Origin of the sequence: Halomonas huangheensis (assembly GCF_001431725.1) — a bacterium.
Classification (GTDB): Bacteria; Pseudomonadota; Gammaproteobacteria; order Pseudomonadales; family Halomonadaceae; genus Halomonas; species Halomonas huangheensis.
The window spans coordinates 3,163,550-3,183,687 of the sequence record NZ_CP013106.1 but is presented as its reverse complement, the minus strand read 5'-3'; the positions used below and the strand labels follow the sequence as shown (position 1 = coordinate 3,183,687).

Below are 20,138 nucleotides of genomic sequence, written 5' to 3'. Positions count from 1 at the left end.
TTCCTTTCCGTTGGAGAGACGTGATTCTGAACACATGGTTCAACGCTGAACGTCCCATACTGGCGAATGCTTGAGGCTGGTATCCCGCACGCAGGGGCTCCGGATGATGGGATACACAACGATTCATTCGTAGCATGCCGGAGCGGGCCAGTGCGATGCAACCGTTATGCGACTGTTGTGGCGACTTTGCGCACAGAAAGGGAGCGGGGAGGGAGCATTCCTGGCGGGTTGTTCGGTGCTGGTGCGTCAGCCTTGGCATCATTCTCACCTATACCCTGAGTATGTAGATGAGAATTTTCGGGCTGATTGACTCGTTTCGTTAGCCCATCGGGCCAGACTTCGGATTTTGTATCCGCTACGTTTGGGCTCAACGCCGTATGGTCAGGCGTAGTAGCTTGTAAACACCCTCTTACCTGATTACAGGAACATGTTTGCGACCATCTGGTCTGGCTGGTCACTGTCTCGACCGAGGTCCATTGGGGCAGGGACTCACCCGAAGGCGGTTGACAGCATTGCCGGTGACAGGGAACTTGATGGTTCAAGAATGCCGCACTTTTGAGTGCAACATTCATGAACAGAACGCTCTTGGATAAAACAGGGAAGAGAAGTCATGAGTCGAGTTTCAAGGGGTCTCAAGCGAGTGGGGCTGCGCCATGCCCTGGTGTTGGCCGGTGGGTTGATGATCGGTGGTGTTGCTCAGGCAGACAGTCACGAGGTGTCTGATGATGCCAGGCAGACGTTGGATGGATTGCTGGAGCAGGTCGAGCAGCGGTTGATGATTGCTCCAGATGTGGCGAAGGCCAAGTGGAATTCCGGAGCGCCAATCAATGTCCCGGAACGAGAGACCCAGATTCTTGATCGAGTTGTGGTCGAGGCACGGCAGCAAGGTGTTGACGAGGACCTCGCGCACTCCTTCTTTCAGGACCAGTTCGATGCCAGCAAGACGGTTCAGCAACAACTTCATCAGCAATGGCAGCAGGAATCACGTCCACCCTTCGATTCTCCACCGGATCTGGCCAGCGACATTCGTCCTCGGTTGGATGTGTTGACACCGCAGATGATCCAGTCGTTGAGCGAGTTCCAGGCTCTTGAAAGCAACCATGCCACGCAGCAGTACTTCAAGGAGCAGGTAGCTGATGCCATCGCCGAGGCTGATTATCCGCAGGCGCTGGATATTGCGTTGCAGGCATTGCGAGCCCACTGAAATGGCAGCACGCTCAGGGTGACGTTGTTCAGCTTTATGCTGATAGGTGATATCGCGATAGAGGCCGCTCCGCAATGGCGGGGCGGCCTTGTTCATGGTCGAATTCAGGCTTCGTTGAGGTCGAAATCGGGTACGTCCTGTTTGAACAGGCGGGTCAGGTAGAGCAGGTAGAGGAAGCCCGCCGCGACCCAGCTCAAGCCCACCTGGAAGGTGTAGCCGGAAAGGCTGGTCCAGAGCCAGATCGTCAGCAGGAAACCGATGCCGGGCATGACGCCATAACGGAACATGTTGCGAGGCTGCAGCAGGTGTTCATCCAGCAGATAGTGCTTGATGACCGACAGGTTGACGAAGGAGAAGGCCACCAGTGCGCCGAAACTGATCATGGTGGCGGCCAGTTCCAGACTGATGACCAATGCCATCAGTGAAATGGCGCCAACCACCAGGGTTGATATCAGCGGCGTGCCATAACGTTCGCTGACCTTGCCGAGAATGCTCGGCAGGACACGGTCACGCCCCATGGCATAGAGAATACGCGAGACGCTGGCCTGGGAGGCCATGGCAGAGGCGAAGCAGCCTGCAACATAGGCGGCAGTGAAGAAGGTCACGAGGAAGGCGCCACCAGTGTGGCGCATGACATCCACTGCCGCCGAGTCGACGCTGCCGAACTGACTGTAGTCGGGGAACACCATGTGACCCACCCAGGAGGCAAGGATGAACAGCAGACCGCCAACCAGTGTGCACAGCATGATCGCCCGGGGAATGTCGCGCTTCGGGTCTCGAGTTTCCTCACTCAGGGTCGATACGGCATCGAAGCCGAGAAACGACAGGCACAGAATCGCAGCACCACCAACGATGGATGCCCATTGCAGGGATTCGCTGTGGAATGGAGCGAGCAGGGAAGGGGTGGAGCCACTGCTCATGCTGCTGAAGGCCATGGCAATGAATACTGCGAGGAACACGAACTGGAAGGCGATGATGATCAAGTTCATGCGCGCTACCAGCTTGATGCCGAGCACATTCAATAGAGTAACCGCCGCAATGGCACCGACGATCCACCAGCCTTGATCGATTGCCGGGAAGTATTCCTTCATATAGATGCCGATCACCAGGTAATTGATCATCGGCAGGAAGATGTAGTCGAGCAGCAACGCCCAGCCAACCATGAATCCGATCCGGCCGCCGAAGGCGCGTCTCGTGTAGGTGTAGGCGGAACCGGCCTGGGGATAATGCTCGACCATGCGCCCATAACTCCAGGCAGTAAAGAACATTGCCGCCAGGGTTATGATGTAGGCCATGGGCACGTGGCCATTGGTTGTCTCGGTGACCACGCCATAGGTCGTGAAGACGGTCAACGGCACCATATAGGCGAGGCCGAAGAAAACGAGGGCGGGTAGCCCGAGGATACGTTTCAGGTCGCTGCCCTGGCCGTCATGCGCGGGGGGCAATGTGGAAGGCTTGTAATCCGTCATGACTCGGCACCTCCTGCTGTTGTTATTGGGCCGTTGCCGTTGTTATTGGATCATTGCTGTTGTTACTGGGCCGTTGCCGCAGCCAGCCGGTGAGGACGACTCGCCGGCTGGATGTGGACTGGACGTATTGGTTCGTGGCTCAGGCGTTGCTGAAGCCTTTCAGAACATTGACGGCGTTGATGCCGATTTCCTCCACGGCGTAGCCGCCTTCCATAACGAATAGGGTGGGCAGGCCAAGCGCCGCAATGCGGTGTCCGACATCGAGGTAATCCTCGCTCTTCAACTTGAAGGAGCTGATCGGATCGTTCTCGAAGGTATCTACTCCCAGGGCGATGATCAGCAGTTCGGGCCTGAATTCGCTGATACGTTCTTTCGCCAGTTCGAGATGCTTGGCCCAGGTGGTGTAGTCGGTGCCACTGGGCAGGGGATAGTTGATGTTGAACCCCTCGCCCGGCCCTTCACCGGTTTCCTCGGCAAACCCGAGGAAGTAAGGGAATTCGTCCATCGGGTCACCGTGCAGCGAAAGCGTCAGAACATCGTTGCGTGCATAGAAGATGTCCTGGGTGCCGTTACCGTGATGAAAGTCGACATCGAGGATCGCGACCCGCTGATGGCCCTTGTCCAATGCACGTTGAGCGGCCACGGCGACGTTATTGATGAAGCAGTAACCGCCGAACTGGTCGACCGCGGCGTGATGACCCGGGGGGCGGCACAAGGCAAAGGCGCTGTTGCCGTTGTCCAGCACATGGTCCAGCGCGGTCAGGGCGATGTCTTTACTGAGCAGGGCGGACTCGAAGCTATCGGCGGTTAATGAGGTTTCCCCGGCAAGCGCGTAGTAGCCCAGCCGACCCTCGATATTGCGCGGGATGTGACGCCCCGGCATGCGGCGTGTCGGCCAGATATTGGCGATCGCCTCGCCAGCATGGCCATCGGCCTTCCAATGCTGCCAGGCGGTGCTCAGAAAGTCGATGTAGCCGCGGTCATGAATAGCCAGCACCGGGTCTATGCCATGCTCCATGGGTTCGCGAATGTCACCCAATTGCGCATCGCGAGCACGTTGAATGATGTAGTCGACGCGCTCGGGACACTCGAAGGGGCTGACCAGCTCGCCGCCAGATAGTTCGGTCTGCGTGCGGCGTTGGCGTGTCCTGTCGCTATGGATAATCAACATGCTGGTGTCTCCGTCCTGAATTCAGAGTATGGGCCGAACCGCGCAAGGCTCGGTGTATCCTTGTATCGTCATGACCATCGGCTGATGCTATTCGATGACCGAGGCAAAGGTATTGTTCAACCAACTGAGTCCGGGGCTGATCAGAGGCAGGTGACGTTCTCTGCTCATCAGCGCCTCCTCAGTGGCATAGCTCGTCAGTATCGTCTGTGCCGCCAGCCAGCGTAGGGGTTCCGGCTCCCAACGCTTGACCACCTCCTGGAGCGATGTTCCGTGAAAGGCCCAGGGGGCTCGAGTTCGGGAGCTGTCTTCGCCGAGTATCATTTCGGCCAGAGTGCGTCCCATCAGGTGTGAAGCCGCAACCCCTTCACCGGCGTATCCTCCCGCCGTAGCGAGCCCCTGCTTACCGGCAAGGATCGCATGGGGACGGAAACTGCGCGATAGCCCCAGTGAGCCGCCCCAACCATGGGTGACTGCGACATCCTCGAGAGCCGGGAACATATCCACCAGCAGCTTTCGACGCATGTCGATATCAGCATCGCTGATGGCGGGGTCGTGCCGGGGATGAGCGCCCAGTTGATAGTTGCCGCGGGCACCGAAGACCAGACGTCCGTCACGGGTACGATGCCCATAGTTGATCAACCTGCTGGCATCGGCAAAGGTCGGCCGCGAGTCCAGCCCTAGCGCATCCCACGTGGCATTGGTCAATGGCTCGGTGGCGATCACCAGGCTCTGAACTGGAATCACATGCCGGCGAATATTGGCCAGCTGCTCGCTGTACCCTTCAGTAGCGATCACCACCGTCTGCGCCTGCACGCTGCCCTCGTGAGTACTCACTCGCCGTTCGGCCACACTGGTTACGCGGCTGTGCTCATACAGCTGTACTCCCGAGGCTGCGAGTTGCTGGACCAGGCCGTGGATCAGCTTGCGTGGGTGAAGAGTTGCTACCTGGCGTTGGAATACTGCGCCAAAAGGGCGGCGAAAGCGTGCCATCATGGTCAACTCGTCGGCATTCAGCCAGCGGCAGTCCCGGTCGCTGAAACCCAATTCATGCAAGTGGGCCAGATAGCTGCGCTGTAGTCCCTGCTGGGCTGCGTAGCGTGCGGCGACGTTGAGCGCGCCGCCCTTGTGGAAATCCGCATCGATGTCGGCATCGCTCAGTGCCGCACCAATGTCGTCGACGTTGTCGCCGAGCATTCGGCAAAGCGCCTGGCGAGTGTCGGTATCCAGACCATGTAGGTGGCGTTCGAGCCCGGCAATATTGCCGATCACCCAGCCGCCATTGCGTCCCGAGGCGCCGTGGCCAAAACACTCGGCTTCCACTACTGCAATGTGTTGGTCCGGGGCCAGCTGCTTGAGGTACCAGGCGGTCCATAGTCCGGTGAAACCGCCACCGACAATCACCACATCGGCCTGCTGGCGCCCTTCAAGTGGCGCGAATCGTCGCGCGGGCTCCATGTGGCTGGCACTCCAGTAAATGGAGTTTCCAGGTGAGTCGATGGTGCTGCTTGTTTCAGTACCGATAGTCATGACGGAGTCCATACATCCCTATAGGGTGAAGCCGAGGATCAGGTAGAGCAGTGCAGCCACACAGCCCGCCATTGCAGCATAAGGCAACTGGGTAAGGGCATGCTGGAAGGGTGTACAACCACTGGCCTGGGCGGTCAGCACGGTGGCATCCGAGTAGAAGCAGGCGTGGCTACCGAAGGTGCTGGCCGAGAGGGTGGCGCCGATGACCAGTGTCATGTCTGCGCCGAGGTTGTGTCCCAGAGTGGTCACGATCGGCAGGATGATGACGAATACGCCCCAATTGGAGCCAGTGGCGAAGGATACGAAGCCCATCAGCGCAAAGATGATGAAGGGCAGGAACTCGGCACTGATCAGCGGCTGAACGGCGTTGATGATGTACTCATTGAGCCCCAGTGCGGTGTTGACTTCATTGAACAGGAAGGCGGCCACCAGTACTGCCAGTGCATCGAGCATCGATTTGAAGCCTTCGAGGATGTTGTCGAAGGTCTCTCTGGGTGACAGCTTCTTCAAGGCGATGAAGCCGACGATCATGCCGCCGAGGGTAACGAAGATACCCATCAGGAAATCGAGATCGAACCACCAGGTGAAGAATGCCAGTGATGCCATCGGTATCAGGAAGGCCCAGATACTGCCTTTCGTGGTATCGGCAGCCTGCAGATGGGCGATTTCATCATCGATGTGTTCCGCGCCGGGAGGTACGCACTTGCCTTCGTTCTCGGCACGCAGTTCTGCACGTTTCATGGGGCCGAGCAGCGGGATCTTGCGATAGGCGACCAATGGCACCAGCGCCACCGCCAGCCAGGGGTAGAACATGAAAGGAATGGCCTGGATGTAGGTCATTACGCCCTGGCCATCGGGGGCGAGGCCATTCTTCTCGATCAGGGCACCGAAGAACACTGCCCAGGTCGAGATCGGGATCAGCACGCTGATCGGGGCCGCAGTGGAGTCGATGACATAGGCCAGCATTTCGCGTGAAGTCTTGAAGCGATCCGTCACCTGGCGCATGGAGGTACCAACCGCCAGTGAGTTCAGGTAGTCGTCGACAAACAGCACGATACCCATGAACCAACAGCCGATCAGCGCACGGGGCTTGCTGGTGATATAGCGCAATAAGCCAGTGGCGAACGCTCGCGAAGCCCCCGACTTGAGCAGCAGCGCGATGATACTACCCATCAGGCCACAGACCATGATGACCCAGGCGACGTCCTCATCGGTCATGACCGTCATCAGGCTGTCCGACAGCGTCGATAGCGCATTGCCGGGGTCGATCATCAGGGTGCCGACAAAGGCACCGGCCACTAACGGTTCGAGAGCACGTCTTGTCCACAGGGCCAGTGCCAGTACCACGACAGTGGGGATCAGTACCAGTGGGCCGCTCAGCGGGAAGATGTCTTCCATGGAATCTCTCCGAGGGTTGTTGTTGTGGAAAGAGAGGGTTATAAAAATATTTTTAAATCAATTGCTTGAAGAAGATGTTGGGTCAGCGTAGTTTCTCGCGTAGCTGGTAGTACCACATGCCTGCAGAGAGCAACGCATTGCCCAGTTGGTCACTGAGCGGTATCCGCCAGTGGCGCATATTGGCGAACAGATCGAATTCTTCGAGCTGCCCACTGACGGCGTCGGCCATGATGTTGCTGACGATATGCGATGTGGCGATACCATGGCCGGAGTAGCCCTGGGCATAGAAGACGCCGGGCGATAGCTGGCCAAGTTGCGGGATACGGTTGATGACGATGCCGGCCATACCTTGCCACTGGAAGTCGAGACCAATGCCCTTGAGCTGGGGAAAGGTGTGTTCCAGTCTCGGTCTCAGCTCGGCGCCGACATCGGCCGTGGCCTTGCCGGAATAGTTGGCTCCACCGCCAAACAACAGTCGGCCATCGGCAGTCAACCGGTAGTAGTCGAGCACGAAACGGGTATCGTAGACCGCAAGGTCGTCGGGGTTGATGGCCTTGCGCTGTGCAAGACTCAGGGGCTCCGTGGTCACGATGCCCAGAGAAGCCGGGAACAGCTTGCCGCCCAGCGTCTTGCGTTCGAGACGGTGATAGGCATTACCCGCGAGGACAACAGCGTTGGCGATCAGTCGTCCTCTGTCGGTTTCGACGCGGGGTTTATCGCCATGCACGATATTGCGTACTGGTGAGCGTTCGAACAGTTTTACGCCCAGCGATTCCGCAGCGCGTGCTTCACCAAGACACAGGTTCAGTGGGTGCAGGTGCATGTTGTAGTTGTTGCGAATGGCGCCATGATACAGCCTGGTGCCAATCACCGCCCGGGTGGCCTCAGTATCCAACCATTCGATGTGCCGGCCGATGTCATGATGCTGAGAGGCATCATAGTCGCGTTTGAGTTCGTCGATATGGCTGGGTTGCCATGCAGCCTGTAGATGGCCGAACTTGAGGTCGCAGGGAATGGCGTATTTCTCGACGCGCTCGCGAAGGATACGGTGCCCGCGCCAACGTAGCCCCCATACGAAATCCTCGGCATCCTGCTGACCCAGTGGCTTGCTCAGCTGTTTGAGCATGGCATCCTGCCCCGAGAGACTACCGGTGACCTGACCACCGTTGCGTCCACTGGCTCCCCAACCCACCTTGTTGGCCTCGACCAGCCCCACGGAATAGCCGCGTTCGGCCAACTCCAATGCGGTATTCACGCCAGTGAAACCGCCGCCTATCACGGCAACGTCGACATGATGATCGCCTTCCAGCGCCGGATACTCCGACTCCTGGTGAACAGTAGCAGAGTAGTAGGACGCACAGCGCGGTTCGGTCATGGGCTCTCCGGATGGATGATTCGATGGTTGGGTGTATAGGTGTGATCACATGTTGTGATCACACTAGCAAGAGCCTATCGTGGGAACAAGAGGTTTACGTGAGCCGCTATCACCAGCAGGGCTACCGACAGCAGGACTACCAATACCAGGATCATCTACTACAGAGCTATCGATAGCAGGGGCTTCGACAGCAGGGGCCTCGACAGCAGAGGCCTCGACAGCAGTACTTCGGGCAGCATAGGCTCATGCAGCAACAACAGATTCATCAGGGCGGGACCCATCGAGGAGCACCATGACGCAAGGCATAGACCAAACTGCGGCGGCTACCGCGGCACCACGTGCTTCAGGAGGTGCGGGCGATATGACTGCCAGTGAAGCGCCGCCCTACATGCCGGATACGGCATCGACGCGTTTGCACCGTGCGTTGAAGCTACGCCTGTGTGAGGGCGACTTTGCTCCGGGCGAGGTGATCTCGATTCGTTCCGTTGCCGCGCAGTACGGCACCAGTGCAATGCCAGCCCGTGAAGCGCTGCGTTGGCTGGTCACGGAAGGGGCGTTGGTGTTCTCGGATAGCCGCAAGATCATCGTTCCGCACCTTTCGCGCGAACGCTTTCATGAGGTGTTGTACGCGCGCTGTAATCTGGAGACGGAAGTCTCACGCCAGGCGTTTGATTCGCTCGATGAGCGCGATGTGCAGATTCTCGAGAGCTTCGATGAACGGATCAACACCGCCATCGCCGAAGCCGATCTACCCCGCTATATGCGAGGCAACCATCGTTTTCATTTCCATATCTATCAGCGCAGTGGCTCCACAGTACTGCTGCCTTTGATCGAGATTCTGTGGCTGCAATATGGCCCGAGCATGCGGCAGATCTGTACGCGTTGGGGGGCCTCCAGCATCGCGGATGACTACCATCGCCAGATCACTCAGGCGCTGCGTCATGGCGATCGAGAAGCCTTCTGCCAGGCCATTGAAGCGGATATTGAGCAGGGCATGATGTTGCTGGACTGAGTGCAGACTCGGTGGTCGAGGGATGATTGACAGTTATTGAAAGTAACGACCATAGTTACAACGCTAATAATAAAATTCACCGCTAATGCGAGAAGATCATGAAAGGTATGACATCTTCACTGCTCCGCTCTGCGTCTCTTGCTGCCGTTGCTCTGGTCGGCAGCGGCCTGGCGACTACTGCCTCTGCTCAGGACCCTTATACCGTCGGGGTCGAGGCATCCTTCCCCCCTTGGGCCTACGTCGAGAGTGGCGAGTTCAAGGGCATCGCCATCGATGCCATGAATGCCATTGCTGACGAGATGGGCATCGAAATCGAGTTTCAGGATATGCCGTTTCCCTCGCTGATTCCGGCACTGGCTGCCGAGAAGATCGATATTCTGGCAACCGGCCTCACGGTTACGGAAGAGCGCAGTGAGGCAATCGATTTCACTATCCCCTGGTGGGAGACCAACGACGTCGTACTGGTGCCAGAGGACTCCGAGGCCAATGTCTTCACTGCCGTGTGTTGCGGCGCTCGTATCGGTGTACAGGGTGGCTCTTCACAACAGGCCTGGATGGAAGAGAATGTCGTCAACAATGACATCGATGTTGAGCTGGCGACATACGAGAGTTATGTCACAGCGGTGGATGATATGGCCATCGGCAGAATTTCATCCGTTATCGTCGACGATACCTCGGCTCAGGAATACATCAATGCTGGCAAGCCAATAAGAATGGCCGGCAAGATCTATATTCGCGCTCCACTGGCACTGGCGGTATCCAAGGGTGATCCGCAGGATCTTCTGGCGTCGCTGAACCAGGGGATCACGGCGATTGATGAGTCGGGACAATGGCAGGAAATTATCGAGCAATATATTCCCGGAATCACTCCTCCTGCGATTCCGGGGAACATGCCGGATTTCGTTGATACGTATAACAAGCCGGTTGCAGGCCTTCCAGAGCTTGGCAACGAATAAACTGATCTGATGACAAGCGCCTTTCTGCATCTCGGAAGGGCGCTTGTCGTGTCAGGGAAATCGGCATGGATATCTACAGCGTATTGATAAGGGACTTCCCTTTTCTTCTCAAGGGATTAGGTGTGGCTGTGATACTGCTGGTCGCACTGTTGATTATCGGGTTTGTACTGGGGATGGCAATCTGCCTGGTGCAACTGTATGGCCCGCGAACCCGGCTTGTTCAATGGCCGCTGATAATGTACGAACGGGTATTCCGCGGTGTCCCGATCATCATAATGCTGTTTATCTTCTACTATGGCGTATCCGGCATCTACGATATTTCCGCCTTTGCGGCGGCAATCCTTGCCATGGGGCTGCGCTCGGCGGCCTATCAGTCACAGATATTTCGTAGTGCATTCAAATCGGTGCCTGCCGGACAGATGATGGCCGCCAGGGCCATGGGGATGTCTCGACTCAAGGCCATTCGCTATATCGTATTTCCTCAGGCGGCGCGGCACGCGATAGGACCATGGACCAACGAGTTCTCATCGGAGATCAAGGAAACCTCACTGGCCTATGTGATCGGGGTAGTGGAGTTGACTCGCCAGGCGCACTACATCATCACCAGTACACAAGGTAATGTGCTGCTCGTTTTTGCCGTGGTGGCACTGCTTTACTTCATTCTGAACCGTACTGGAAACAGCCTGCTTTACGCTCTTGAACGCAAGCTTGCGGTACCGGGCTTCGAAAAATAACACCGATGGGAATGCATGCAATGGCAGACGACCTTGTCCTCGATGTGCGTGATCTACGCAAGAGCTACGATGACCTCGAAGTCCTGAAGGGTATTGGCTTTGGTCTGCGCAAGGGGGAAACCAAGGTGCTGATCGGTCCTTCCGGCTCGGGGAAAAGTACCTTGCTGCGTTGTATCAATCACCTCACGCCACCGGACGCTGGCAGAATATTTCTGGCTGGTGAAGAAGTGCTTGAGCGCAATATCGATGCCATGCGTGCGCGGATGGGGTTCGTGTTTCAGGACTTCAATCTGTTTTCGCATCTGACGGTGCTCGACAACGTCCGTATCTGCCAGATCAAGGTCAAGGGAATGGGCGCTCGGGGAGCCACAGAGCGCGCTCAACAGGAGCTCGAGCGAGTTGGTTTGGCGGACAAGGCGGGAGCTTACCCAGCAGAACTCTCCGGGGGGCAACAGCAGCGTGTTTCCATAGCGCGAGCATTGGCCATGGATCCAGACGTATTGCTGTTCGACGAGCCAACCTCGGCGCTGGATCCTGAATTGACCAGCGAGGTAGTCCGCGTGATGCAGGCATTGGCCGCTGAGGGCATGACCATGGTGGTTGTCACCCACGAGATGAGCTTTGCCAGACGGGCGGCCGATGAACTGATCTTCATGGAAAATGGCCACATCGTTGAGCAGGGGCCGCCGGAGCAGCTTTTTACTGGCGCCACGAGTGAGCGCACACGATCCTTTCTCAATGTCATTGCCGAACACGGGTGAAAGCGATGCTGGAATTTATCCATTTTGGCATTGAATGGTTGCCCGCCTTGCTCAAGGGCGTACCGGTAACTCTGGCGCTGTGGGTGATTGCGATTACGCTGGGATTCTTCCTTGGCCTGATGCTGTGCTGGGCTCGGGTTTATGGTGGTCGCCTGTTCTACTGGCTGAGTACGGCCTATATCGAACTGTTCCGCGGCACGCCAATGCTGGTGCAGATGTTCTTCATCTACCTTGGCTTGCCTCATGTTGGCATTGTCTTCGATGCTTTCACCGCAGCGGTGATTGCCATCACTCTCAACAGTGCGGCCTACCAGGCCGAATACTTCCGCGGTTCGGTGCTGTCGGTCCCCCGCGGGCAGATGGTGGCGGCCCGGGCCTGTGGTATGAGTCGGTGGCAGGCCATTCGCTACATCATGTTGCCGCAGGCCTTGCGGCGCGTGATTCCACAGTGGTCCAACGAAGCCATCATCGAGCTCAAGTTCACCTCTATCGCCTACACCATTGGTGTGGTTGAGATTACCGGAATTGCCCAGGACATTGGTTCACGCACCCTGGATTTCTTTTTGGTGTTTCTATGGGCGGGCATTATCTATCTGGTATTGACCTCTACCGTTGCCAGCCTGCTCGGTTGGGTTGAACGCAGGACGTATGTTCCGGGTGTGACCACTCACTAAGTGGATACGCAAGGAATCTGGTAGGCAAAAAAACTTTTCTCTCCTGTCGATCTGTTGTCGGCACCTTCGTCTTCCCTGTGTAGGTTGAACAAATCCACACTGGGGAGAAACGTCATGAAGTATCTCTGTCTGGTCTATGGTGATGAGAGGCTGATGCACTCGTTGCCGGAAAGCCCGGTTGATGATGAGTGCGCGGCGTATGGCCAAAGCGTCGCCGATAGTGGCCGGTTGGTTGCAGCGGAGGCCCTGGAGTCGGTGGCGACCGCTCTGACGGTCAGGGTTCGAGAGGGCAGCAGCACGGTGACTGAAGGTCCTTTCGCGGAGACTCATGAGCAGTTGGCGGGCTTCTATCTGGTTGAGGCACGTGATCTCAATGAGGCTGTCACCATTGCCAGTGGTATCCCCGCCGCTCGGGTCGGGTCGGTGGAGGTACGACCGGTACGTGAGCTGCAGTTGAGTGAGTCTTCAGACAGTGCGTCGTCAGAGTCTGTCGCGGCGATGGCAACACGTTCCTGATTGATTGCTCGGCACATTCCACACTCGTTTGTGCTTGAGGTCTATTGCTGCTTACCACGGAGCCAGCACCATGAATCTGAATATGAGCCCTTACCTGTCTTTCGACGGTCGCTGCGAGGAAGCGTTGCGCTTCTATGCCGAGTTGATGGGGGGAGAGATGGGGGCGGTGATGCGTTATGCCGATGCACCGGAAGACAGTTGCATGCCCGAGGGCATGGCACCCTCGCCGGATGCGGTGATGCACGCCGAAGTCAACATGCCCTGGGGGTTGATGATGGGGGCGGACAGCCCATTCCACGAAAAACCTCAGGGAATCTCTCTCACCCTGGCGGCGGATAGTATCGCGGATGCCGAGCGTCTCTACGAAGCCTTGAAGGAAGGCGGTGAGGTCAAGATGCCGCTCGAACAGACCTTCTTTGCCTTGCGCTTCGCAGCCGTCGTGGATCGCTTTGGCATTCCCTGGCAAATCTACCATGGCGAGGAAATGGCATCATGAGTCGCAAGGTCTTCATCAATCTGCCAGTTGCTGACCTGCCGGCGGCCAAGGCGTTCTATGTGCAACTGGGTTTCGAAATCAATGAACAGTTCACTGACGACAAGGGATCCTGCGTGGTCATCAGTGAACATATTCATGTCATGTTACTGACGCACGAGTTCTTTTCTGGATTTACTCCGCGTCCGCTCAGTAATGCGCATCAGGCGACGGAAGTGCTGGTGGCATTGTCGATGGATAGTCGCGAAGCGGTGGATGAGATCGTGCGTCGTGCTCAGGATGCTGGTGGTCAGGCCAATGGTGAACCTCAGGATCATGGGTTCATGTATGCCCACAGCTTCATGGACCTCGATGGCCATATCTGGGAACCGCTGTTCCTGGATGAAGCTGCCATGGCATAAGTGGAAATGAAGAGGGCAGTGGAAACGAGATGAGTGAGGGTCGCATGCAACGGCAACTGAGTATTGATATGGAGGTGCTCTACCGCCAGCATTCGCGTCGAGTGCTGGCGAGCCTTGTGCGACGCGTATGCGACTTCGACCTCGCCGAAGAATCCATGCACGAGGCCTTCGCTATCGCGTTGGATCGTTGGCCGCAGCAAGGCTTGCCCGATAACCCTACTGCCTGGCTGGTGACTACTGGATATCACCGTGCCATTGATCGTCTGCGTCGACGAGCCAGGTTCGAACATGCCTCTGACCCGCTGCTCGATGAGCTGGAAAGCGCGCCAGTCGACGTGGATCAGGCTATCGAGGATGACGAGCTGCGGTTGATCTTCACGTGCTGTCATCCAGAGTTGGCTTTTACCTCACGACTGGCGCTGACGCTACGGGAAGTCTGCGGCCTGACTACCGAAGAAATTGCGCGAGCTTTTCTGCTCAAGCCGACCACAGTCGCGCAGCGTATCGTGCGCGCCAAAGCGCGGCTACGTGATCGTCAGGTGGCGTTTTCAGCACCTGAATCCAGTGAGTTGGCCGAGCGTCTGGATACAGTACTGCACGTCATATATCTGATGTTCACGGAAGGTTATTCCACCAGCAGCGGTGAAGAGGCCACGCGTGCTGAGCTGTCGAGTGAAGCCATTCGCCTTGGTCGTCGTCTCTGTGAACTGGTGGCGGATGCTGATTGTTTCGGGTTGCTGGCGCTGATGCTGTTGCAGGAGTCGCGTAGAAGCGCACGTACCGATGCCTCCGGTAATCTGGTGCTGTTGGCAGATCAGAACAGACAGCTCTGGGATTCGCGTCTGATCGAAGAAGGGCTTGATTGGTTGTGGCAAGCGCTCGAAGCCGGGGAGATTGGCGCCTTTACCCTGCAGGCAGCCATCGCGGCCGAGCACGCACGAGCTGGTAGTTCTGAGCAGACTCGCTGGGACCGTATATCGGCGCTCTATGATGTGCTGGTTGATGTGAGCCCTACGCCTGTCGTGAGGCTGAATCGTGCCGTTGCGATCTCCATGCACCAAGGTGCCGAGGCTGGAATGGCACTGATTGATGAACTACTCGAAAGTGGTAAGTTGAGTGACTATCATCGGCTGCACGTCGCTCGCGCCGAGATGCACTATCGACTGGGCCAGCAGGCGCGGGCGGTGGAGTCATGGCACAGAGCGTTGCTGCTGACGTCGCACCCACGGGAGCAGGAGTTGCTGCAGCGACGAATTGATGAAATCTCGAAGGGTTGAGCCGGTTGGCCGAAAGCAGGGAGGCAGCAAAAGTCATGGAAGCGTCGTCAATATCCACTGCGCCAGTATTCTCGGCTATTCATGGCCCATTTGTCAGTGACCCGCAAGTACTGCCGGGCTTTGGTGAGAAGAGCGGTATCTTCAAGGTGGCCGCCCATGATGCGGAATGGTTGAGCCGTGTGGGGCTGTCATCAGACAGTCAGGCCAACATGGTGGATCATGGTGGTGTGGACCGTGCGTTGTGTCAGTACTGCGCGGACCACTATCAGGACTGGAGCCAGCGTTATCCAGATACGTCATTACCGTTCGCGCCCGGTGTGCTGGGGGAGAATATCTCGACCTATGGCGTCAGCGAAGAGGATATGCGCATCGGCGATGTGTTGCGTATTGGCGAGGCGGTGGTGCAGGTGACCCAGCCACGTAAGCCTTGTACCAAGATCGATGCACGTATTGGTGTGCCCGGGATGGCGCGGACGCTAATGCTCGAAGCCAGAATGGGGTGGTTGATGCGGGTTGTCGAAGAAGGCTGGGTGCCCCCACAGCCCACGATTGAGTGGGTGGAGAGAGGTCCACAACAGTGGAGTGTTGCCGCTGCCTGGCGGGTATTGGAGAACAAGCGTGCGGATATAGCGCTCATGGATGAGTTGCGTAATGTCGAGGCACTGGCGCAGATCTGGAAGGACGAGCTGGTACGACGCATCAACTACTGGCAGAAGCGGCGCTCATGATCCGTCAGCGGATATCATCATGAAGTCGTGGACTCAGGCGGTGACTGTGCCTGAGTCCCTGAGTAGACCGCGTCTACGGGCCTTGAAGGCCATCTTCCTCATCACGTAGTGTCAGCACTTCGACGCCATCTGCGGTAACAGCTACTGTGTGCTCCCACTGAGCTGACAACTTCCGGTCGGCGGTGACAACTGTCCAGCCATCGCGTTTCACTTTGACCTTGGCTTTCCCCTGGTTGATCATCGGCTCGATGGTAAACACCATGCCTTCCTTGAGCACAGCCCCCTTGTTCGGGGTGCCGTAATGCAGTACCTGAGGTTCCTCGTGCATCTGCTTGCCGATCCCATGTCCGCAGTAATCTCGAACTACAGAGTATCCATTACCTTCTGCATGGCGTTGAATGGCATGGCCGATATCACCCAGTGTGGCACCGGGCTTCACTTGGCGTATCCCCGCCCACAAGGCTTCGTAGGTCTTGTTCACCAGACGTTGGGCGAAGGGCGATACCTCACCAATCATGTACATCTTGCTTGAATCAGTGATGAATCCGTTCTTTTCCAGCGTGATGTCGACGTTGACGATATCGCCTGATTTCAGCGTCGTGGTCTCGGAAGGAATGCCGTGGCACACGACATGATTGACCGAGGTATTGAGCACAAATGGAAATCCATATTGCCCCTTGCTGGCGGGGCGCGCTTCCAGAGTTTCGGTGATGAAGTGCTCGGCTAGCTGGTTGATATGCATCGTTGTGCACCCGACTTCGATCTGAGTGTCGAGCCAGGAGAACACTGAGGCGAGCAGGCGACCCGATTCACGCAGAAGCGCGAGTTCATCCGAGGTCTTGATAACAATCTCACTCATGAGCAGCCTTTTCTGACTCGATGGCGTCAGGTGCCATCTGTTGACGCATGATTTCCGTGAACGTCATTCCCGGATTGGATTCCGCAAGCATACCGATCTTGATCCAGTACTCGGCCTGAGCATTGATCGAACGCACCATGATCGAGCTGGCTCGGCGAACTTCATCATGTAGTTCATCGCTGATCTTGACGATGCCCATAATTACCTCGATATACGAAACATATATGAATCATATATTTCTGGTGGCTGGCCAGCAAGATGAGCCGAGGCGGCGGTCGTGGTAGGAGAATTGAACGGTTGCGATAGATGTTACGAGGAGGGCCTGATATCGACGAAGCTCATCATGGACCTGAACGCAAGAAGCCCCGCATGGCGGGGCTTCTTGCTGAAGAGCAAGGGCTCTTTCGACAGTATGATGCTTCAGCTGTCGTCGTTTGCCGTGTCTTCCTTGGCATTGGCTGGACCAGCCATCGCGACCACCGTGCCAGGTTTGCCAGTTTCCAGAGCGGCCATTGCGGGTGCGGTTTCCTCCTGGAAAGACGCGAGAGCCGCACCACTCAGACTTCGGTTCTCGGGAAGAGCGACACGCATTGCGTCAACCGGGTTGCTGTTGACCATGATCTCGTAATGGAGGTGAGGGCCGGTGCTGCGTCCAGTATTGCCGGAGCGTGCGATCTGTTCACCCATGGTGACGCGCTCGCCAGTGGATACCAGTGCGCTCGACAGGTGCAGATAGCGGGTCTTGTAGCCATTGTCGTGGCGAATGACGATGTAACGCCCCGCCAGAGGATGATTACCCACCATCTCGACTCGGCCCGCCGCTGGTGCGACCACCGTCGTACCGATCGGCATGGCAAAGTCAGTACCCTTGTGCGGGCTGGTGCGGCCGGTGATCGGGTGGTGGCGGTTAAGGTTGAAATTGGAGCTGATCCGATAGTTGCCGCTGAATGGGTAACGGTTGAATGCTGGATCAAGGCTCTCGCCATCAGGCGTATAGAAGTGATTATCCTCTGGATTGCGCACCAGAGTTAGATCCATGCGCTCCCCTGCATAGGATACTGCCAGGACACGAGGGTCGAGGTGTTGACCATCGATGATGTCGGATTCAACCAGTACGCGGAACGAGTCACCCCGGCGAGTATCACGACGGAAATCGAGTTTCTTCTCGAGTACCTTGGCCATCTCGGATACTTCGGTGGAGGATAAGCCGGCGGCCTGGGCTGAACGAGTGAAGCTACCGTTGACGGTGCCAGCATAGAGCCGCTGAGAGGCCTCGCCAGCACGTTCAATGGTGGCAACCTCAAACTCGCTGTCGGTATCGCCACGCTCAATGAGGTAGCCGTCACGGACGTCTTTCATCAAGCGCAGAGCGAGCAAGTGACCTTCCTTGTCGAGCTGATACTCGAAGGTGTTGCCGACTCGCCAGCGAGTAACGATGTCCTTGTCAGGGATCTGATCGAGCAACGCCATGGCTTCGCGATATCCAAGGCCAAGCGAGTGTTCTGCCAGCGCAGTGAAGGTGTCCCCTTGCTTGACGCGATAGGTCTGCCAGGTCGGGACGTATGGCTCGTCAGCGGCTATTTCCTCATTGAGGACTACTGGACCTTCGTCAAACAGCTCCAGTTCATCCTCGCTGACATCCTCATAGGAGGTGGCTTCAGCAATCTGCAAGGCGTTGCTTTCGAGAATGCCGCCGGCAACGGTACCGATGGCGATTGCCATTTGCCGCGCATTCTGATCAAGAACGGCACTGCCGTCAGAAATCGGCGCCGCTTCTTGAGAGGAAGCGACGCCGGTTTTCAGAATCATCATCGGCGTATCATTTGCCGTCGAAGAGGCATGCATCGCTGTTTCGAAGTCAGAATTGGCAAGCATGGCGTCGGTGAAGTTGACGTCAACCACTTCACTTGCCTGAAGCTTCGAAATCGGCACATGCCCGCGGGTGGCATCGAGCGCCACATCAAGAGCGTTCGTTACCGGGATTCGGCCAAGTTCCAGTGATGGAAGGCCAGGGGAGGCATTGTCAGCTAGTGGTACGAGGACAGTATCGAGCGGCTGCTTGTCGCGCTGTACGTCTTCATATGTCGTAACAATCTTGTGAGCGCCCAGCACTGTGACCATGGTAGCAACGGGTAACAGTAGTAACTTGTGCGTGCGGGGCAGCGAATGGATGATTCGCATCATGGGTAAAAGGCCATAAAAACTTGTGTTGAATAAATGGAATATACATAGGCCGACCCACCATACCCCATGATGTATGATGTTCCTATACTGTATGTAAATACAGAAATCTGGATGGCACCCAGCATTCATGCCGCTTCTGGGGCCATCTCAGGTTGTCATTGCAGTGTTGCGGATTTATTCGAACACTGTTTGTTAATTGTTTGTATTCGACACTGTTTACATCCGAATTGCAACCATCAACTGCAACTTACTAATATGTAGGAAATTTCTGAATATCGGTGTATGAGAAACATCAGCCTTGACGAGGCAGGCATTCTGTTTGCGACAAAATTGTGCAACATTCGAGTTGATGCCGGATCCTTGCCACGCACGCGGGAAATGGAACGCATTGTGCGCTCCTTTTGTGGCTTTATCGGGAATAACTTTTACGCTAGCTCGGGGAAAAGGATGATGTCTCGAGTCACTCTTGCACAGTGGCAGATGTTGGCCGCGGTGGTGGACCATGGAGGCTTCGCACGGGCAGCGGAAGCTATCCACAAGAGTCCATCGACGTTGAACCATGCAGTACACAAGATAGAAGAGCAGCTGGGGGTCAAGGTCCTCGAGCCGGTGGGTCGACAGGTTCGGCTGACCGAGGCAGGCGAGCTGTTGTTACGACGGGCACGTCAGTTGCTCGAAGGCTCTGATGCGTTGGAAGATATCGCCGGACGCTTGAGAGAAGGCCTGGAAACCGAGGTGGTTCTCAGCGTTGACCAGATATTTCCTGCCGATGCTCTGGCCTGTGCCATGGAGTCGTTTTCTGCCGACTATCCGCATGTGCGGGTACAGTTGCATGAGGCTGTGCTCAACGGTGGCATCGAGATGCTCAATGATGGCCGTGCTGATCTGGTGGTCTCCGGACTGGCCGCCAGAGGCTATATGGGGGACCCGTTGGTAACGGTGACCTTCATTGCCGTGGCGCACCCTGACCATCCTCTACACGCACTCGGTCGCTCCCTGGACCTGCGTGATCTCGAGCAGCATCGCCAGATCGTGATTCGCGATACTTCCTCGCGCAGTGCTCTGGATGCCGGCTGGCTCAAGGCTGAGCAACGCTGGACGGTCAGCCACATCAGCACCTCGGTGGATATGCTGGAGCGCAACCTGGGGTTTGCCTGGCTGCCGGAAACGCGCATTCGCCAGCAGCTTCAGGATGGCCGGTTGCTGCCCTTGCCGTTACAGGCGGAAGGTCAGCGCTTCGCTCCCATGCTATTGATTCATCGTGACCTCGATCGTGCGGGCCCCGCGACACGCGCCATGGCCCAGAAACTGCGTGAAGCGGTGCGCGCTTGTGGCCAGGATGGCAAGGAATAGCCATGGCGTCTCGCAAGAGGCTGGCATTGTTTATGGCCTGACGGGC

At 56.9% G+C, this 20,138-nt stretch carries 20 protein-coding genes; 12 read left to right on the top strand and 8 right to left on the bottom strand.

The features are described 5' to 3' along the window. Positions 1-610: 610 nt before the first annotated feature. A complete protein-coding gene (aroQ, locus tag AR456_RS13920) occupies positions 611-1,204 on the top strand; it encodes a gamma subclass chorismate mutase AroQ (protein ID WP_021818761.1) in 594 nt (197 codons plus the stop codon). Between the two features lie 104 nt (positions 1,205-1,308). On the opposite strand, the gene AR456_RS13915 is transcribed toward aroQ, so the two are convergent. From AR456_RS13915 to AR456_RS13895, 5 genes are all read right to left on the bottom strand, one after another. Then, positions 1,309-2,673, bottom strand: coding sequence for an APC family permease (locus AR456_RS13915; protein ID WP_021818762.1), 1,365 nt, complete (start codon positions 2,671-2,673; stop codon positions 1,309-1,311). A gap of 139 nt (positions 2,674-2,812) precedes the next feature. Next, complete coding sequence (locus tag AR456_RS13910; RefSeq protein ID WP_021818763.1) at positions 2,813-3,844, bottom strand: histone deacetylase family protein; 1,032 nt, start codon at positions 3,842-3,844, stop codon at positions 2,813-2,815. 87 nt (positions 3,845-3,931) lie between these two features. Next, the gene (locus tag AR456_RS13905) at positions 3,932-5,371 is read right to left on the bottom strand and encodes an NAD(P)/FAD-dependent oxidoreductase (RefSeq protein ID WP_021818764.1); all 1,440 of its coding nucleotides are present in this window, start codon (positions 5,369-5,371) and stop codon (positions 3,932-3,934) included. Between the two features lie 18 nt (positions 5,372-5,389). Then, entirely contained in the window at positions 5,390-6,769 is a 1,380-nt protein-coding gene (locus tag AR456_RS13900) for a Na+/H+ antiporter NhaC family protein (protein ID WP_021818765.1), read from the bottom strand. An 82-nt stretch (positions 6,770-6,851) separates the two neighbouring features. Beyond that, positions 6,852-8,144 (bottom strand): NAD(P)/FAD-dependent oxidoreductase, encoded by a 1,293-nt coding sequence (locus AR456_RS13895; RefSeq protein WP_021818766.1) that lies wholly within the window; start codon positions 8,142-8,144, stop codon positions 6,852-6,854. 292 nt (positions 8,145-8,436) lie between these two features. On the opposite strand from AR456_RS13895, the gene AR456_RS13890 reads away from it, so the two are divergent. The 10 genes from AR456_RS13890 (at position 8,437) to AR456_RS13845 (ending at position 15,696) form a co-directional block, all read left to right on the top strand. After that, complete coding sequence (locus AR456_RS13890; protein ID WP_081694643.1) at positions 8,437-9,156, top strand: GntR family transcriptional regulator; 720 nt, start codon at positions 8,437-8,439, stop codon at positions 9,154-9,156. A gap of 98 nt (positions 9,157-9,254) precedes the next feature. Continuing rightward, on the top strand, positions 9,255-10,112 hold the full coding sequence (locus tag AR456_RS13885; protein WP_081694644.1) for an ABC transporter substrate-binding protein: 858 nt from the start codon (positions 9,255-9,257) through the stop codon (positions 10,110-10,112). Between the two features lie 65 nt (positions 10,113-10,177). After that, positions 10,178-10,846 (top strand): amino acid ABC transporter permease, encoded by a 669-nt coding sequence (locus tag AR456_RS13880; RefSeq protein WP_021818770.1) that lies wholly within the window; start codon positions 10,178-10,180, stop codon positions 10,844-10,846. 20 nt (positions 10,847-10,866) lie between these two features. Then, positions 10,867-11,607: an amino acid ABC transporter ATP-binding protein gene (locus AR456_RS13875; RefSeq protein WP_021818771.1), complete on the top strand. Its 741-nt coding sequence runs from the start codon at positions 10,867-10,869 to the stop codon at positions 11,605-11,607. A 5-nt stretch (positions 11,608-11,612) separates the two neighbouring features. Beyond that, positions 11,613-12,281: an amino acid ABC transporter permease gene (locus AR456_RS13870; protein ID WP_021818772.1), complete on the top strand. Its 669-nt coding sequence runs from the start codon at positions 11,613-11,615 to the stop codon at positions 12,279-12,281. 114 nt (positions 12,282-12,395) lie between these two features. After that, entirely contained in the window at positions 12,396-12,797 is a 402-nt protein-coding gene (locus tag AR456_RS13865; protein WP_021818773.1) for a YciI family protein, read from the top strand. Positions 12,798-12,867: 70 nt separating this feature from the next. Further along, on the top strand, positions 12,868-13,293 hold the full coding sequence (locus AR456_RS13860; RefSeq protein WP_021818774.1) for a VOC family protein: 426 nt from the start codon (positions 12,868-12,870) through the stop codon (positions 13,291-13,293). After that, positions 13,290-13,691: a VOC family protein gene (locus AR456_RS13855; RefSeq protein ID WP_021818775.1), complete on the top strand. Its 402-nt coding sequence runs from the start codon at positions 13,290-13,292 to the stop codon at positions 13,689-13,691. The genes AR456_RS13860 and AR456_RS13855 overlap by 4 nt, the downstream gene beginning before the upstream one ends. Positions 13,692-13,735: 44 nt before the next feature. Continuing rightward, positions 13,736-14,968: an RNA polymerase sigma factor gene (locus AR456_RS13850; RefSeq protein WP_031207655.1), complete on the top strand. Its 1,233-nt coding sequence runs from the start codon at positions 13,736-13,738 to the stop codon at positions 14,966-14,968. Positions 14,969-15,003: 35 nt separating this feature from the next. Next, positions 15,004-15,696, top strand: a complete 693-nt coding sequence (locus AR456_RS13845; protein ID WP_021818777.1) for an MOSC domain-containing protein — start codon at positions 15,004-15,006, stop codon at positions 15,694-15,696. A gap of 73 nt (positions 15,697-15,769) precedes the next feature. Here AR456_RS13845 and map read toward each other — a convergent pair whose 3' ends face one another. The 3 genes from map to AR456_RS13830 form a co-directional block, all read right to left on the bottom strand. After that, positions 15,770-16,555 carry a type I methionyl aminopeptidase gene (gene map / locus AR456_RS13840; protein ID WP_021818778.1) on the bottom strand — a complete coding sequence of 262 codons (786 nt, stop codon included), beginning with the start codon at positions 16,553-16,555 and terminating at the stop codon, positions 15,770-15,772. Then, the gene (locus tag AR456_RS13835) at positions 16,548-16,754 is read right to left on the bottom strand and encodes a ParD-like family protein (protein ID WP_021818779.1); all 207 of its coding nucleotides are present in this window, start codon (positions 16,752-16,754) and stop codon (positions 16,548-16,550) included. Before AR456_RS13835 ends, map begins: the two co-directional genes overlap by 8 nt. 221 nt (positions 16,755-16,975) lie before the next feature. Beyond that, positions 16,976-18,739, bottom strand: a complete 1,764-nt coding sequence (locus AR456_RS13830) for a peptidoglycan DD-metalloendopeptidase family protein (protein ID WP_021818780.1) — start codon at positions 18,737-18,739, stop codon at positions 16,976-16,978. A 450-nt stretch (positions 18,740-19,189) separates the two neighbouring features. On the opposite strand from AR456_RS13830, the gene AR456_RS13825 reads away from it, so the two are divergent. Then, on the top strand, positions 19,190-20,092 hold the full coding sequence (locus AR456_RS13825) for a LysR family transcriptional regulator (protein WP_021818781.1): 903 nt from the start codon (positions 19,190-19,192) through the stop codon (positions 20,090-20,092). The last annotated feature ends 46 nt before the right edge of the window (positions 20,093-20,138 follow it).